Annotated in this window: 6 protein-coding genes; all 6 read right to left on the bottom strand. The window is 71.0% G+C overall.

The window, feature by feature from the left end:
• Positions 1 to 101: 101 nt before the first annotated feature.
• The 6 genes from CBM2586_RS24550 to CBM2586_RS24525 all read right to left on the bottom strand — a co-directional run bounded on the left by CBM2586_RS24550 (position 102) and on the right by CBM2586_RS24525 (position 16,319).
• Positions 102 to 2,645, bottom strand: a complete 2,544-nt coding sequence (locus CBM2586_RS24550) for a glycogen/starch/alpha-glucan phosphorylase (protein WP_115690372.1) — start codon at positions 2,643 to 2,645, stop codon at positions 102 to 104.
• A gap of 120 nt (positions 2,646 to 2,765) precedes the next feature.
• On the bottom strand, positions 2,766 to 5,015 hold the full coding sequence (malQ, locus tag CBM2586_RS24545) for a 4-alpha-glucanotransferase (RefSeq protein WP_115690370.1): 2,250 nt from the start codon (positions 5,013 to 5,015) through the stop codon (positions 2,766 to 2,768).
• Complete coding sequence (gene glgX / locus CBM2586_RS24540) at positions 5,012 to 7,207, bottom strand: glycogen debranching protein GlgX (RefSeq protein WP_115690368.1); 2,196 nt, start codon at positions 7,205 to 7,207, stop codon at positions 5,012 to 5,014. The genes malQ and glgX overlap by 4 nt, the downstream gene beginning before the upstream one ends.
• Positions 7,204 to 9,522, bottom strand: coding sequence for a 1,4-alpha-glucan branching protein GlgB (gene glgB, locus CBM2586_RS24535; protein ID WP_115690366.1), 2,319 nt, complete (start codon positions 9,520 to 9,522; stop codon positions 7,204 to 7,206). Before glgB ends, glgX begins: the two co-directional genes overlap by 4 nt.
• Positions 9,519 to 12,872: a maltose alpha-D-glucosyltransferase gene (gene treS, locus CBM2586_RS24530; protein ID WP_115690364.1), complete on the bottom strand. Its 3,354-nt coding sequence runs from the start codon at positions 12,870 to 12,872 to the stop codon at positions 9,519 to 9,521. The genes glgB and treS overlap by 4 nt, the downstream gene beginning before the upstream one ends.
• A gap of 21 nt (positions 12,873 to 12,893) precedes the next feature.
• Positions 12,894 to 16,319: an alpha-1,4-glucan--maltose-1-phosphate maltosyltransferase gene (locus CBM2586_RS24525; RefSeq protein WP_115690362.1), complete on the bottom strand. Its 3,426-nt coding sequence runs from the start codon at positions 16,317 to 16,319 to the stop codon at positions 12,894 to 12,896.
• Positions 16,320 to 16,373 lie beyond the last annotated feature (54 nt).

Here is a 16,373-nt window from a genome sequence, read left to right as displayed (position 1 = left end):
AAGCCTGCAGCGCAGCACGGCGCGGGCTTTGTTACTTGTGGCATTGTAGAAACTACCCTGCGTCCTGTGGGGGCCGAGATGGGCGCGCAACTGTTGCGCGCTCAGGCCGCGCGCGGTCCGCTGACGCCGGCCTCCACCTGCCAGGGCGCGCCGCTGGCGCGGTGCAGCAGCCGCACCGGCACCGGCGCGACATGCCAGATGCGCTCGCAGTATTCGCGGATGGCCCGGTCCGAGGAAAAACGCCCCGAGCGCGCGCACGACAGCACCGACATGCGCTGCCAGCGCGCCGGGTCGGCATAGGTGGCCGATACCTTCTCCTGGCAATCGATATAGGAGGCGAAGTCCGCCATCAGCAGGTAGGGGTCGTGCCCATGCTGGGGCTCGAACAACGGTCGGAACAGGCCGGGCTCGCCGCGCGAGAAGAAGCCCTGCTGCACCAGGTCGATCACGGCGCGCAGCTGCGGGTTGCTGTGGTAATAGGCGGCCGGGTCGTAGCCGCTGTCGCGCAGCGCATAGACCTCGGGCGCGGTCAGGCCGAACGGGAAGAAGTTGTCAGGGCCCACCGCTTCGCGCAATTCGATATTGGCGCCGTCCATGGTGCCGATATTGAGCGCGCCGTTCATCGCGAACTTCATGTTGCCGGTGCCGGAGGCTTCCTTGCCGGCCAGCGAGATCTGCTCGGCCAGGTCGGCCGCCGGGTAGATGCGCTGACCGTAGGTGACGTTGAAGTTGGGCAGGAACACCACCTTGAGCCGATCGCGCACCTGCGGGTCGCGGTTGACCACATCGGCCACCGAGGTGATGAAGCGGATCATCAGCTTGGCATAGGCGTACCCCGGCGCAGCCTTGCCGCCGAACAGGAAGGTGCGCGGCTGGACCAGCGCGCCGGGGTCGGACTTGATGCGGTGGTACAGCGCAATCACATGCAGCACCGCCAGGTGCTGGCGCTTGTATTCGTGGATGCGCTTGACCATCACGTCGAACATGGACGACGGGTCGATCACCACGCCGGTGGTGTCGCGCACCACCTGCGCGAGGTCGGTCTTGTTGGCGTGCCGCGCCGCCTGCCACGATTCCCGGAAGCCGGCGTCGTCGGCATACGGCTCCAGCCCGCGCAGCTGTTCGAGGTCCGAGATCCAGCCATCGCCGATCGCATCCGACACCAGCCGCGTCAGGCGCGGGTTGGATAGCGCCAGCCAGCGCCGCGGCGTCACGCCGTTGGTGATGCTGGTGAACTTCTCGGGCCACATCTCGTAGAAGTCCTTCAGCACGTCCTCGCGCATCAGGCGCGAGTGCAGCTCGGCCACGCCATTGACGGCATGGCTGCCCACGCACGCCAGGTTGGCCATGCGCACATGCCGCTGGCCCTGCTCGCTGATCAGCGACAGCCGCGCCAGGCGCGATTCGTCGCCGTAGAAGCGGATCCTCACCTCGTCCAGGAAGCGCGCGTTGATCTCCAGGATGATCTCGAGGTGGCGCGGCAGCACCCGCCCGAACAGCGGCAGCGGCCACTGCTCCAGCGCTTCGGGCAGCAGCGTGTGGTTGGTATAGGCAAAGGCGTTCTGCGTGATGTGCCAGGCCTCGTTCCAGGGCAGGTCGTGCTCGTCGACCAGCAGCCGCATCAGTTCGGCAATGCCCACGGCAGGGTGGGTGTCATTGAGCTGGACCGCGAACTTCTCGTGGAAGCGCGTCACCGGGATCCCGTCGACCGCGAGCAGCCGCAGCATGTCCTGCAGCGAGCAGGCGACAAAGAAATACTGCTGCTCGAGCCGCAGTTCCTTGCCCTGCGTGGTTTCGTCGTTGGGGTAGAGCACCTTGGTCAGGTTCTCGGAGGTGACCTTCTTGCTGACGGCGCCAAGGTAGTCGCCGCGGTTGAAGGTGTGGAAGTCGAACGCCTCGGTAGCGTCGGCGCGCCACAGCCGCAGCGTGTTGACGGTGTTGACGCGGTACCCCAGGATCGGCGAATCGAACGGCACGCCGACCACGGTCTTGGCCGGCACCCAGCGCACGCGGTAGTGGCCGCGGTCGTCGGTGTAGTGCTCGGTGTGTCCGCCCAGGCGCACCTGCACCGCCCATTCGGAGCGCTGGATTTCCCACGGGTTGCCATTGCGCAGCCAGGTATCGGTCTTCTCCACCTGCATGCCGTCCATGATGGTCTGCTGGAAGATGCCGTACTCGTAGCGGATGCCGTAGCCCAGCGCGGGGATCTCCAGCGTCGCCAGCGAATCCATGAAGCATGCCGCCAGCCGGCCCAGGCCGCCGTTGCCCAGCCCCGGCTCGACTTCCTGGTCAAGGATGCGGGCGAGGTCGAGCCCGGCCGCCTCCATGGCCTCGCAGACCTCCTCGAAGATGCCCAGGTTGATCAGGTTGTTGCCCAGGTGCGGGCCCATCAGGAATTCGGCGGAGAGGTAGGCCACCGTGCGCGAGGGCTGGCACAGGTAGGCTTCGGCGGTGCTGATCCAGCGTTGCACCAGGCGGTCGCGCACGGTATGCGCGGCGGCCTGGTAGAGGTCGTTCTGGCTGGCTTGCCCGGGCAGCTTGCCCTGGGTATGGAACAGGTGGTCGAGAAAGGCCTGACGCAGGCTGGCGCCGGACAGGGCGGTGCGGGTGTCATCGGCATGCTCGGGCCGGATGGCTTCGTTCATGGCGGGCTCCTGCGCATGGGGGTGGGTCAAGCTTAGCGGATTGAAAGGCAGTTGCACGATCGATCCGGACGGCGGTTTCGGACACGGCACATTTTGCCGTGACAATGGGGCTCGGGGCCCTCATGGCTGCCGCGGCGGAGGGCGTGCGCCGGGGCGGATGCCACGCCATGCGTCGGCCCGCGCGCGCAGGGCCGGGGTACCGAACCACGCACCCACCGCGGTATCGAGCCGACGCTGCCAGTTGGGATGGCCGCTGGTGGTGCCTGGCAGGTTGGGCTGCTCGGCCAGGCCCAGCAGGTCTTCCAGCGGCAGCAGCCGCATCGCGGTGCGCGCGGTGCCCACCCAGGCCAGCACCGCGTCCAGCGGCGCATGTTCCGGCGGGGGCACGGCGCCGGTGCAGAGTCCGGCGTCGCACAAGGCCTGCCAGAGCGCCACGCGCTCGCGCGCGCGGCCGGCCCGCGCCTGTGCCAGGGTTTCGCCGGGCGCCAGCAAGCGCAGCCGGTCGCGCCACGCCAGGTCCTGGCCGGCCCACCAGCCGGCGACGGTGGGCAGGTCGTGCGTGGTGGTGGTGGCGATGGCATCGGCGGGCCAGGCTGGCGGCGGCAGGAAGGCCGCTGCCTCGGCTTCCCGGCCGCCCAGGTCGCCGGCATCTGCCGTGGACTCACCCCGAGCCTCGTCCTTCGGGCGCGCCCCGCGCTGGAACCACAGCACGTCGATGCCCAGCACGCCGCGCGCCGACAGTGCCGCATCCAGCTCCGGCGGCACCGTGCCGAGGTTCTCGCCGATGATGATGGTGCGATGCCGCCACGACTCCAGCGCCACCAGCCGCAGCAGGTCCTGCAGCGGATAGCGCAGGTAAGCGCCGTCGCTGGCCGGCGCCCCGGCCGGCACCAGCCACATGCGCGCCAGGCCCAGCACGTGGTCGATGCGCAGTCCGCCGGCGTGGCCCAGGTTGGCGCGCAGCATTTCCAGGAACGCGGCGTAGCCGTGCCGGCGCAGGCCGCGCGGCGAGAACACCGCCACGCCCCAGTCCTGCCCGAGCGGGTTGTACAGGTCCGGCGGCGCGCCGGCATGGAAGCCGGCCAGGGTTTCGGGCTGGCGCGTCCAGGCCTGGCTGCCGCCGGGGTCGGCGCCGACGGCCAGGTCGCGGATGATGCCGATGGCCATGCCGGCGTCCCGCGCCGCGCGCTGCGCCCGCGCCAGGCCGTCGTCGGCCAGCCATTGCAGGAAGGCGTGGAAGGCCACGTCGTCGGCGTGAGAGTGCGCGAAGGCGGCCACCGCGGCATCGGCCGGGGAGCGCAGCGTGACCGGCCAGCAGCGCCAGTCCGGCGCGGCCTGCTGGTTGTTGCCGTTGGCGCTGTCGCCGAGCCGGCGGGCCTGGATCGCCTCGTAACAGGCATGCGCATGCAGCGCCGTGCCGCCGCGCGCGCGGAAGGCGGCATAGTCGTCCAGCGCCGCGCGCGGCAGCAGGGTCTCGCGGCGCTGCCACAGCCAGCACAGGATGGCGTAGCGCAGCGGCGCCAACGCGATCCAGTCGATCTCGGCGCGGGCGTCGAGCGCCTGCAGCGTGTCGCCCGCGCCCAGCCCGGCGATGGCGGCGTCGACTGCCGCCTGGCCGAACACCGTGGCCGGGTCGGCATAAAGCGGATTCAGGAACAGCCGGCTGGACGGCGCGTACGGGCTGTAGCGCTCGGGCAGCGCGGCGAAGGGCGCGTGCAGCGGGTTGATGGCGATGGCGTCCGCGCCGGCGCGCGCGGCGCTGGCGCAACCTTCGGCCAGCGCGGTCAGGTCGCCCATGCCGCAGGCCGCGCCGCGCCGCAGGCTGTAGAGCTGCACCGCCAGGCCCCACGGCGCAGAACCCGCGCCGGCGCCGTCGCCCTCGCCGCGGCCGGCATGCCGCAGCGCGTCGGCGACGCCGTAGCAGCGCCGCGGCGCCACCGCCAGCGTGGTATGGCCATCGCCCAGGTCCAGCCGGTGGTAGCCGCAGACATCGATCGCGGGCAAGCGCATCAGCGCGGCGTCGGCACCGGCGCCGCGCACCGCGGTGCCGGCGATGATCGCGCCGTCTTCCAGCGTCACGCGGTAGGCGCGCTGCGGCAGGGTGTGCGGCCACGGCACCAGCACCGGCTGGCCGCGCTCCGCCGTCACCAGCGGCGGCAGCGCATGCGCCGCGTCGTCGGCGGCCAGCCACGCGTGCGAGGCGGCGCACTGGCCGGGGCTGCCGCAGGGCAGGCCCAGTCCTTCCAGCACGCGCCGCAAGGCCGCGTCGCTGACCTCGCGCGGCTGGTTCCAGGCATCGGTCCAGTGCGGCTGCAGGCCGGCGCGCAGCGCCAGCGCCAGCAGCGGCGAGGGCTTGACGGCGCGGCTCACGCGTGCCCCTGCGGCGGCGTGGGCGCCTGTGCGGCCAGCAGCACCAGCGCGTGGGCGGCGACCGCCTGGGTCTGGTGCACCTGCGCGCCGGCCAGTTCGGCCTCGCTGGCCTCGGGGCGGCTGCTGTCGAACAGCAGTACCCACGGCAGCGCGGGCTCCGGCAGCTGGAAGCTGGCATCGGCGTCGCCGGCGTTGAGCAGCAGCAGGGTCACCTGCACCGCGCGCGCATCGCCCGGCGCGTCCTGCGCGAGCGAACCCAGCATCGGGCGCTCCGGCTGCGGCGGGGCGGCGGCGCGCCGCAGCGCCAGCGTGCGGATGTCCGGATCGGCCCATTCCTCCGGCGTCGGCGGCTTGCCGTCGGTATCGAACCAGGCGATGTCGGCAATGCCCGGCGCCGGTTCTTCGCGCCCGTGGGCAAAGCGGTCGCCGCTCAGCGCATGCAGCCGGCGCCGCAGCGCCAGCAGCCGGTGCACCATCTGCTGCATCGGCTGCGCGCCGGGCGCCTGGGCCTGCTTCCAGTCCAGCCACGACAGCTCGTTGTCCTGGCAATAGGCGTTGTTGTTGCCGCCCTGGCTGCGGCCCCATTCGTCGCCGGCGGTCAGCATCGGCGTGCCTTGCGCCAGCAGCAGCGTGGCCATCAGCGCCTGCGCCACGCGGCTGCGGCGCTGCAGGATGCCGGGGTCGTCGGTGGCTCCTTCGACACTGCCGTCCGGGCTCCAGTTGGCGCTGGCGTTGTCGTCGGTGCCGTCGCGGTTGTCTTCGCCGTTGGCCTCGTTGTGCTTGGCGCTGTAGCTGACCAGGTCGGCCAGGGTGAAGCCATCGTGCGCGGTGATGAAGTTGATGCTGGCCCACGGGCGCCGGTGGCGGCGGTCGAACAGGTCGGCCGAGGCCGCCAGCCGCGCCGCCATCTCGCCGCGGTGGCCGGCGTCGCCGCGCCAGAAGCGGCGGCTGACGTCGCGGAACTTGTCGTTCCACTCGGCAAAGCCGGGCGGATGGTTGCCGAGCTGGTAGCCGCCCGGCCCCAGGTCCCAGGGCTCGGAGATCAGCTTGACGCGGCTCAGCACCGGATCCTGCATCAGCGCGTCGAAGAAGCCCGAGCCCGCGTCGAAGCCGTTGCCTTCGCGCCCCAGCGTGCTGCCCAGGTCGAAGCGGAAACCGTCGACGTGGTAGCACTGCACCCAGTAGCGCAGCGAGTCCAGCACCATCTGCAGCACGCGCGGGTGCGACAGGTTGAGCGTGTTGCCGCAGCCGGTGTCGTTGATGTAGTGGCGCTCGTCGCCGGGCACCAGCCGGTAGTAGCTGGCGTTGTCGAGTCCGCGCCAGGACACCGTCGGCCCCAGCTCGTTGCCTTCGCAGGTGTGGTTGTAGACCACGTCCAGGACCACTTCGATGCCGGCGGCATGCAGGCGCCGCATCGCCACCTTGCATTCCTGCAGCTGCCCGGTGCCCAGGTAGGCCGGCTCGGGGGCGAAGTACGACAGCGTGTTGTAGCCCCAGTAATTGCGCAGGCCGCGCTCCAGCAGGAAGCGGTCCTGCAGGATCGCGTGCACCGGCAGCAGCTCGATGGTGGTCACGCCCAGCTGCACCAGGTGGTCGACAAAGCGCGGGTCGCACAGCGCGGCGAAGGTGCCGCGCAGGTGGGGCAGCAGGTCGTCGCGCAGCATCGACAGGCCGCGCAGGTGGGCCTCGTAGATGACGGTGGCGGGCCAGGGCACGGCCGGCGGACGGTCATCGCCCCAGTGGAAGCTCTCGTCGACGACCACCGCCTTGGGCATGGTCGGCGCGCTGTCGCGGCGGTCCGGCGTGAGGTCGCCGCGCGCGCTTTGCAGCCGGTAGCCGAACAGCGCGTCGGACCAGCGCACCGGGCCGCTCAGCTGGCGCGCATACGGGTCCAGCAGCAGCTTGTGCGGGTTGAAGCGGTGCCCTCGGCCGGGATCGTAAGGGCCATGCGCGCGATAGCCATACAGCGTGCCCAGCGCCGCGTTGGGCAGGTAGCCATGCCAGATCTCGTCGGTGCATTCCGGCAATGGCAGCCGGGCCAGTTCCTTGCGCCCGTTGTCGGAGAACAGGCACAGTTCCATGCGCGAGGCGTGCGCCGAGAACACCGCGAAATTGACCCCCAGCCCGTCCCAGTGGGCGCCCAGCGGAAACGGCTTGCCCGGCAGCAGCCGGTCAGCGAACTGGCGGCTCATGTCGCGGCGCCTTCGCTGCCGTCATCCTGCTCGAAGCGCAGCACCAGCGTGGCCAGCGGCGGCAGCGTCAGCGCCAGCGAAGCCGGCTGCCCGTGGGAAGGCACGTCGACGGCCATCACGGCGCCGCCGTTGCCGACGTTGCTGCCACCGTACACGGCGGCATCGGTATTCAGGCATTCGCGCCACGCGCCGGCATAAGGGACGCCGATACGGTAGCCCTGGCGGGGCACCGGCGTCATGTTGACCACTGCCAGCACCACCTCGCGGCGGTCCGGCCCCGCGCGGCGCAGCCAGGCGAACACGCTGTTGTGGTTGTCGTCGCCGACCACCCACTGGAAGCCCTCGGGACTGTGGTCGAGCGCATGCAGCGCGGGCAGCTCGCGGTAGAGCCGGTTCAGGTCGCGCACCAGCGTGTGCATGCCGCGGTGCATGGGCTGGTCCAGCAGCGGCCAGTCGAGCTCGGCGTCGTGGTTCCATTCCTGCCACTGCGCCAGCTCGCCGCCCATGAACAGCAGCTTCTTGCCCGGATGCGCCCACATGAAGCCGTAATAGGCGCGCAGGCCGGCAAAGCGCTGCCATTCGTCGCCCGGCACCTTGCCGATCATCGAGCCCTTGCCGTGCACCACCTCGTCATGCGACAGCGGCAGCACGAAGGCTTCGGACCAGGCATAGACCAGGCCGAAGGTCATGTTCTGGTGGTGCCAGGCGCGGTGGACCGGTTCATGCGCAAGGTAGTGCAGGGTGTCGTGCATCCAGCCCATATTCCACTTGAAGTCGAAGCCCAGCCCGCCGCTGGCGACACTGGCGGTGACGCCGGGCCATGCGGTGGACTCTTCGGCGATGGTCAGCGCGCCCGGGCAGCGCTGGTGGACCACGGCGTTGAGTTCGCGCAGGAACTCCACTGCTTCGAGGTTCTCGCGGCCGCCGAAGCGGTTCGGCACCCACTGGCCCGGCTCGCGGCTGTAGTCGCGGTAGAGCATGGAAGCGACTGCGTCGACGCGCAGGCCGTCGGCGTGGAAGTGCTCGAGCCAGTGCAGCGCGCCGGCCAGCAGGAAGCCGCGCACTTCGTTGCGGCCGAGGTTGTAGATCAGCGTGTTCCAGTCCTGGTGGAAGCCTTCGCGCGGATCCTGGTGCTCGTACAGCGCGGTGCCGTCGAATTGCGCCAGCCCATGCGGATCGGTGGGGAAGTGCGCCGGCACCCAGTCCAGGATCACGCCGATGCCGGCCTGGTGGCAGCGGTCGATGAATGCGGCAAAGGCCTGCGGCGGTCCCAGCCGCGCGGTGGGGGCGTACAGCGACAGCGGCTGGTAGCCCCACGAGCCGCCGAACGGGTGCTCGGTGATGGGCAGCAGTTCGATATGCGTAAAGCCCAGCTCCTGCACGTAGGGCACCAGCCGGTCGGCCAGGATGTTCCAGCCATGCTGCGCGTCGTTGGCCGCGCGCAGCCACGACAGCACGTGGACCTCGTAGACCGACATTGGCGTGCGGTACGGGTCGCGCTGCTGGCGGCGGGCCATCCATTCGTCATCGTGCCAGGTGAACGGGGGCGCGCCCTGGCCGGGACCGGTCACGATCGAGGCGGTGGCGGGCGGCGCTTCGGCGGCCAGTGCCAGCGGGTCGGCCTTGTCGGGCAGTTCGGTGCCGTGCGGGTCGAGCAGGTCGTACTTGTAGCGGCTGCCCGGAATGGCGCCCAGCGCGGCTGGAACGAACAGCTCCCAGATCCCGCTGGGATGGCGCAGCCGCATCGGATGCCGTGCCGGGTGCCAGCCGTTGAAGTCGGCGATCACCGAAACCCGCCGCGCATTCGGCGCCCACACCGCGAAGCGCACGCCGTCGATGCCGTCCACGCGCTGGCATTGCGCGCCCAGGCAGGCGCCCAGCTCGAAGTGCCGGCCCTCGGCGATCAGGTGCAGGTCCAGCTCGCCCAGCAGCAGGCCGAAGGCGTAGGGGTCGGCGCTGCACTGCTCGGTGCCGTCGGACCATTGCACGCGCAGCCGGTAGGCCGCGGCGCCGGCGCCGGTGCCACTGGCGCGCGGCAAGCGGGCCGCGAATACGCCGCCGCCATGCAGGCGCTCCATCTCCGCCAGCGGCGCGCCGTCGGCATCGGCCAGCTGCACCGACGCCGCCCCGGGCAGGCAGGCGCGCACCAGCGTGGCGTCGCCATCCGGATGCGGTCCCAGCACGCCGAACGGATCGGGATGGCGGCCGCCCAGCAGGGCGTCGAGTTCATGGCCGGGCAGCAGTCCCGCCTGCTCGCCGGCGCGCGTGGTGCCGCCGGTGCCGCCGGTGCCGCCGGTGCCGGCGGGGGGGCTCATGGCTGTTCTCCCTGCGGCGCCAGCTTGCGCAGCAGGCGGGCCAGCCCGCTGGCCGGCAGGTCGATCCACGCGACCCGGTTGGCGGCTTCGTATTCGACTTCATACGCCGCGCGTTCCAGCAGGAACAGGTCGAGCAGCGGCTGCAGCTGGTCGGGCGCCGCCCAGGGCATGCGCGCGGCCTCCATGTGCTGGCGGTAGCAGTTCAGGAAGGCTTCGTTGGCGGTGGTGCGGAAGCGCTCCAGCAGCACCGCGCGGCGTTCGGCCAGCTGTGGCGGCAGTTCGCTGTGGGTGCGTTCGCTGCGGTCGGTGCCGACCGTGGCGGCGGCATAGTCGAGCGAGCGCAGCAGCCCGGCCACGTCGCGCAGCGGCGAGGTCTTGCGCCGGCGCCAGTCCAGCGGCAGGCCGGGCTCGCCTTCGAAGTCGACCAGGTAGGTGTCGTTCTGTGCGATCAGCACCTGGCCCAGGTGGAAGTCGCCGTGGATGCGGGTCTGCAGGCTGCCGGGGGCCGCGGCCGCGAGCTGCTCGACCAGTCCGGGCAGCCCCTCGCGCGCGGCCATCAGGGTTTGCACATCGGCTTCGAAGGCCGGGCTGGCGGCGTCGGCGGCGGGCCGTGCCTGGAGCCGGTCCAGCGCGCGCTGCAGCGCCTCCAGCGCCTGCCCGGCCCAGGCGCGCGCATCATCGTCGGTGGCGGGCAGCGGCGTGAAGGCGTCGTCGTCGGTGGGGCGCGCCAGCACCGCGTGCAGTTCGGCCAGCCGGCGCCCGAGCGTGCCGGCCAGCGCGGCGTAGCCGTTCATGGCCTCGGCGAACTCGTCCTCGCTGTCCTGCGACGGCAGCGCATCGTCGATGGCGCGGCCCAGGTAATCGAGGGTCCAGTCCCAGCCGTTGCCCTGGTTCAGGATATAGCCCTGCAGCAGCATCATCGTATGCGGCACGCCGTCCGGCCCGGTGCGCACCACTTCGCCCAGCAGCGCCGCGGCGTGGGCATAGCCCTGCACGGTCAGGTAGCGCGTCATCTCGGCTTCGGGGTGGATGCCGCCCGAGAGCCGGCGCACCAGCTTGAGCACGGCGGTGTTGTTGTACGACAGCGAGCTGTTGGACTGCTCGGCCGACATGTACTCGATCGGGTCGCGCTCCAGTTCCAGCGCGGCCAGCCCGGGTTCGGCGCGGAAGTGGATCAGGTCGTGCCCGGCGTGCAGCTGCAGGCCGTTGCGCAAGGCGCGCACCACCTCGCGCGCGAACGGTTCGACCACGAAGCCGTCGGTGGCCAGCCCCACGCGGCTGCCCTGGCGCACGCGCGCCATCGACAGCCCGTGCGCCAGCTGCGAGACCCCGTCGGCGCTTTCGCGGTCCCACAGGATCCCCACCGGCAGCTGGTAGCGCTCGCTGCGCCCGGGCAGTCCCACCTCGACCTCGCCCAGGTAGATGTCCTCGCCGCCGCCGCCGCGCGCAAACGGCAGCAGGTAGGCCAGCGCGACGCGGTCGATGCGCTCGTGCTTGGCGCCGAACCAGCGGCGCCGGCCGATGTAGTGCGGCAGCACCTCGCTGGCCATCAGCCGGCGCGAGGCCTCGGTCAGCTCGGGCCGGCCCGTGTTCTGCATCACAAGGGTGATCTGGTCTGGCATTTGCTCGGGCGCCTCCACGTGCCACGACGGCGGCTGCGCCTCGTCACTCAGCACGAACCAGTAGAAGCCATAGGGCGGCAGCGTCAGCAGGTAGGTCAGCGTGCCGATCGCCGGGAACGGCGTCGCGCCCATCATCTCCACCGGCACGCGGCCGTTGAACGCGGACAGGTCCAGCTCCACCGCCTGCGGCGCGCGCGACAGGTTGGCCACGCACAGGATGTGCTCGCCCTCGAACTCGCGCAGGTACGCCAGGATCTTGCGGTTGCCGGGGAACAGGAAGCGCAGCGTGCCGCGGCCGAAGGCGCGGTGCTTGCGCCGCAGCGCCAGCATGCGCCGCATCCAGTTCAGCAGCGAATGCGGATCGCGCGCCTGGGCCTCGACATTGACCGCCTCGTAGCCATACAGCGGGCCCTGCAGCGGCGGCAGCACCAGGCGCTCGGGATCGGCATGCGAGAAGCCGCCGTTGCGGTCGGGCGACCACTGCATCGGCGTGCGCACGCCGTCGCGGTCGCCCAGGTGGATGTTGTCGCCCATGCCGATCTCGTCGCCGTAGTAGATCACCGGCGTGCCCGGCATCGAGAACAACAGGCTGTTCATCAGCTCGATGCGGCGGCGGTCGCGCTCCATCAGCGGCGCCAGGCGGCGGCGGATGCCCAGGTTGATGCGGGCGCGCCGGTCGGTGGCGTAGACCTCCCACAGGTAGTCGCGCTCGCTGCTGGTCACCATCTCCAGCGTCAGCTCGTCATGGTTGCGCAGGAAGATCGCCCACTGGCAGTTGGGCGGCACCTCCGGCGTCTGGCGCATGATGTCGGTGATCGGGAAGCGGTCTTCGCGCGCGATCGCCATGTACATGCGCGGCATCAGCGGGAAGTGGAACGCCATGTGGCATTCGTCGCCTTCCGGCTCGGGCCCGGTCAGGCCGAAGTACTGCTGCGCGTCCTCCGGCCACATGTTGGCCTCGGCCAGCAGCATGCGGCCGGGGAAGTGCTGGTCCAGGTGGGAACGGATGCTGCGGATCACGGCATGGGTCTCGGGCAGGTTCTCGTTGCTGGTGCCTTCGCGCTCGACCAGGTAGGGCACCGCGTCCAGGCGCAGGCCGTCGACCCCCATGTCGAGCCAGAAGCGCATCACCGACAGCACTTCGTTGAGCACCTGCGGATTGTCGAAGTTCAGGTCCGGCTGGTGCGAGTAGAAGCGGTGCCAGAAATACGCGCCCGCCACCGGATCCCAGCTCCAGTTGGATTTCTCGGTATCGCAGAAGATGATGCGCGTGCCGGCGTAGGCCTGGTCATGGTCCGACCACACGTAGTAGCGGCGCGCCGCCGAGCCGGGCTTGGCCTTGCGCGCGCGCTGGAACCACGGGTGCTGGTCCGAGGTGTGGTTGATCACCAGCTCGGTGATCACGCGCAGCCCGCGCGCATGCGCCGCGGCGATAAAGCGCCGCGCGTCGGCCAGGGTGCCGTAGTCGGGGTGGACGTTGCGGTAGTCGGCGATGTCATAGCCGTCGTCGCGGCGCGGCGACGGATAGAACGGCAGCAGCCACACCGTGTCGACGCCCAGGTTGACCAGATAGTCGAGCTTGCCGAGCAGGCCGGCGAAGTCGCCCACGCCATCGCCATTGGCATCGAAGAAGGACTTGATGTGCAGCTGGTAGATGACCGCATCCTTGTACCAGAGCGGATCGGCGTTTAGCAGGGCGGCGCTGGCGGTTTCGGTAAGGCGTTTCATCCGTGTCTCCACGTATGCCTGTCAGGCGCCGTGCGGGTCGGTCGAGACCGGCGCAGCAGGTGGCCGGGGGGCGGGACGTTCCAGCGGCTGCACATGCCAGACCGCGAACGGCAGCTGCGCCGGGTCGAGCCGGATGCGCTGGTGCTTGCCGCGCAGCTCGAAGCGCTGGCCGCGCATCAGCTCGTGCACCGCCAGGCCGGCCTGGTCGGGCAGGCCCCATTCCCACAGCGGGATTTCGATATCGGCATCGTGCGCGGTGCGCGGGTCGAGGTTGATCGCCACCAGCAGCACGTCGTCGCCGAACAGGTAATCGGTGCCCGGCACGAAGCGCGCGAACCACAGCACCGCGTCGCTGCCGGCATGGTAGAAGCGCAGCCCGAGGTGGTTCTGCAGCGCGGGGTGGCCGGCACGGATCTCGTTGAGCCGCGAGATCTCGGCGACGATATTGCCCGGCTGCTGCCAGTCGCGCACGCGCAGCTGGTATTTCTCCGAGTCCAGGTACTCCTCGCGCACCTTGCCGTCGAGCACGAAGGGCGCGCTCTCGCACAGCTCGAAGCCGCTGTACATGCCCCACAGCCCGGACAGCAGCGTCGCCAGCGCCGCGCGGATCAGGAATGCGGGGCGGCCGCCGTGATGCAGGAAGTAGGGGTTGATGTCGGGCGTGTTGACGAAGAAGTGCGGGCGGAAGAAGTCGCGCAGCGGGCTTTGCGTCAGTTCGGTCAGGTACTCGGCCAGCTCCCACTTGGCGTTGCGCCAGGTGAAGTAGGTGTACGACTGGCTGAAGCCCAGCTTGGCCAGCCGCGCCATCATCTTGGGCCGGGTGAAGGCCTCGGCCAGGAAGATGGTGTCGGGGTGGCGCGCGCGCACGTCGGCGATCATCCATTCCCAGAACGGCAGCGGCTTGGTGTGCGGATTGTCGACGCGGAAGATGCGGATGCCGTGGTCGGCCCAGAACATCACCACGTCGCGCAGTGCCTGCCACAGCGCGGCACCGGCCGGCGCCGCGGCGTAGAAGTCGACGTTGACGATGTCCTCGTATTTCTTGGGCGGGTTCTCGGCGTAGCGCAGCGAGCCGTCGGGCCGGTGCGCGAACCACTCCGGATGGTCCCGCAGCCACGGATGGTCGGGCGAGCACTGGATTGCGAAGTCCAGCGCCAGCTCCAGGCCATTGGCTGCGGCGGCGTCGATCAGCCGGCTGAAATCGTCGAACGTGCCCAGTTCCGGATGCAGCGCATCGTGGCCGCCTTCCGCGCCGCCGATGGCATAGGGGCTGCCGGGGTCGCCCGGCTCGCTGCGCAGGCTGTTGTTGCGGCCCTTGCGATGGGTGCGTCCGATCGGGTGGATCGGCGGGAAGTACAGCACGTCGAAGCCCATCGCTCGGATCGCGGGCAGGCGCGCGATGACGTCGTCGAAGGTGCCATGGCGCTGCGCGTCGTTGCTTTGCGAGCGCGGAAAAAGCTCGTACCAGCTGGCGTAACGCGCGGCCAGCCGGTCGGCCTCGACCGGCATCGCGACCGGATGGCGCGACGCGAACGGGCGTCCGGCCGGGGTCTGCATCACCGCCTGCATGGCCGCGGCGGTGCGCTCGGACAGCAGCAGCTGCAGGCGCCGTTCGTCATCGCCGGCGGCGGCGGTCAGCTCGTCGACGATGGCGGCCAGTTCGCTGCCGGTGGCTTTGCGGTCGCCCTGCTTGCCGCTCTTCCTGCCGTTGCCCTTGTTCCCGTTCCCGCCCGGAGGCAGCAGCGCGTCCGCCACCAGCCGGGCACCTTCCTCGGTTTCCAGCGCAACGTCGAGGCCCACCGCGCGCTTCTTGCCGATCTCGTCGAGCCAGCTGGCGTAGCTGTCGCGCCAGGCCTCGACCGTGAATTCATGGCGGCCCAGCGCCACCAGCGGGAAGCTGCCTTCCCAGCGGTCGTTGATGCCGGGCCGCATCGGCGTCTCGCGCCACTCGGTCTCGCCCGGCGCGCGCCACAACACCGCGGCGGCAAGCTTGTCGTGCCCATCCATCCAGATATCGGCGCTGACGGCGACGCGCTCGCCCACCACGCGGCGCACCGCGAAGCGTCCGGCGTCGCAGGCGGGCTCGACCTGTTCGATGGCGATGCGCGGCGCCTCCATGGCGGCCACCACGCTGCCCAGGCCGGTGACCGCGAGGGTTTCGTGGCCGTGCGGCGCGGTCGCGTCCGGGCGCGGCATGCCAGGCCGGCTCAGCGGCACCGGCGGCACTTCATAGAGGCGGATGTCGGCCGGCGCCAGCGTGATGCTGGACAGCGCATCGAGCCGGCTGGTGCCGTCGAGGGTGCCGCCCGGGCCGCCCGCGGCCGGCTCCAGGCGCGCGCTGGCATGCGGCATGGCACTGAGCACGCGGTCGGCGCCGAGGCTGGCCGGTTCCATCGGATCGGGATTGAGCACCACCGCCAGCGCGGGGCCGGCCTCGGGCACGGCCGGGTCATCGCGGCGCGGTGCCGCATCGGCACCTTGGCCATGGCCGTCGGGGGCAGGCAGGCGCGCCAGCACGGTCAGCGGCGCGTCGGGGCCGCTCACCAGGCGCACCGCCAGGGCCGGTGCGGGGTCGCGCGCGGCCAGCCAGGTATTGGCCTCGAGCACTTCATGGGTGATGTCGTAAGGCACGCCTTCATGCGCGTGACCGTCCGGCGCCAGCGGATCGCGCGCATGCGCGCCGCCGGTCTCGAATCCCGCCGGCACCAGGATGCCGTCGCCGATCGCCGCGGCAGTCCACAGCGCGCGCCGCGCGCTGAGCGCGTCATGGCGCGCCGGCGCCAGCGCCGGCGCCGCGAGCACGCGGCCGAGGCGGCGCAGCCGCGCCATTTCCTCGGTCAGCCAGGCGCTGCGGTAGTCCCACCACGGCAGCGAGCAGAAGGCGCCGTCGAAGCCGGCGGGCGCGAGCTCTTCCAGCTGTGCCGGCGTCAGCCCCGGGGTCCAGGCCAGGAAGCGCGGCGTGCCGCGCGCCGTTTCCGGCACCGCATCGTTGCGCAAGCTCGCCAGCAGTGCGGCCCAGCACGGGCCCGGCACGCGTGCCGGCGCGCGGCAGCAGAAGCCGGCCGCGCCCGCGGCCCACGCCAGGCGCAGCCGCGCCGCCCACCATTGCACCAGCGCCTCGGCGATCTGCCGGTCATGCCAGCGCAGGCGCGAGCCGGGGATATGGTTGTCGGTTTCGTGCGGCGCGAAGGCGGGCGCGCCGCTATCGATCCAGGCGGCATCGGGAAGGTCATCGGTCCCGGCGGCGCCGTCCGCCATGTAGCGGTCCAGTGAAATATCGAGCAGGGGGGCCAGTCCATGCCGGGCGCACGCCGCAAGCGTGTCTTCCCCAGGCAGGTGCGGCCAGCCGCCGATCAATACGTGGTCGAACCCCAGTGCCGCCACGCGCTGCAGCGCATGTTGATCGGCTTCGGGCGTTCCGGTCAGGTCGATCTGGCAGATCCGCACATGTCCTCCCGGTGTTTCGCTCCGGCGGAGCAACAAAAATCCCGGAGCGGCGCC

The sequence above is a fragment of the Cupriavidus taiwanensis genome (genome assembly GCF_900250115.1).
GTDB classification, from domain to species: domain Bacteria; phylum Pseudomonadota; class Gammaproteobacteria; order Burkholderiales; family Burkholderiaceae; genus Cupriavidus; species Cupriavidus taiwanensis_B.
Note: the sequence above shows the minus strand (reverse complement) of the source record. Positions and strands in the feature narration are given on the sequence as shown.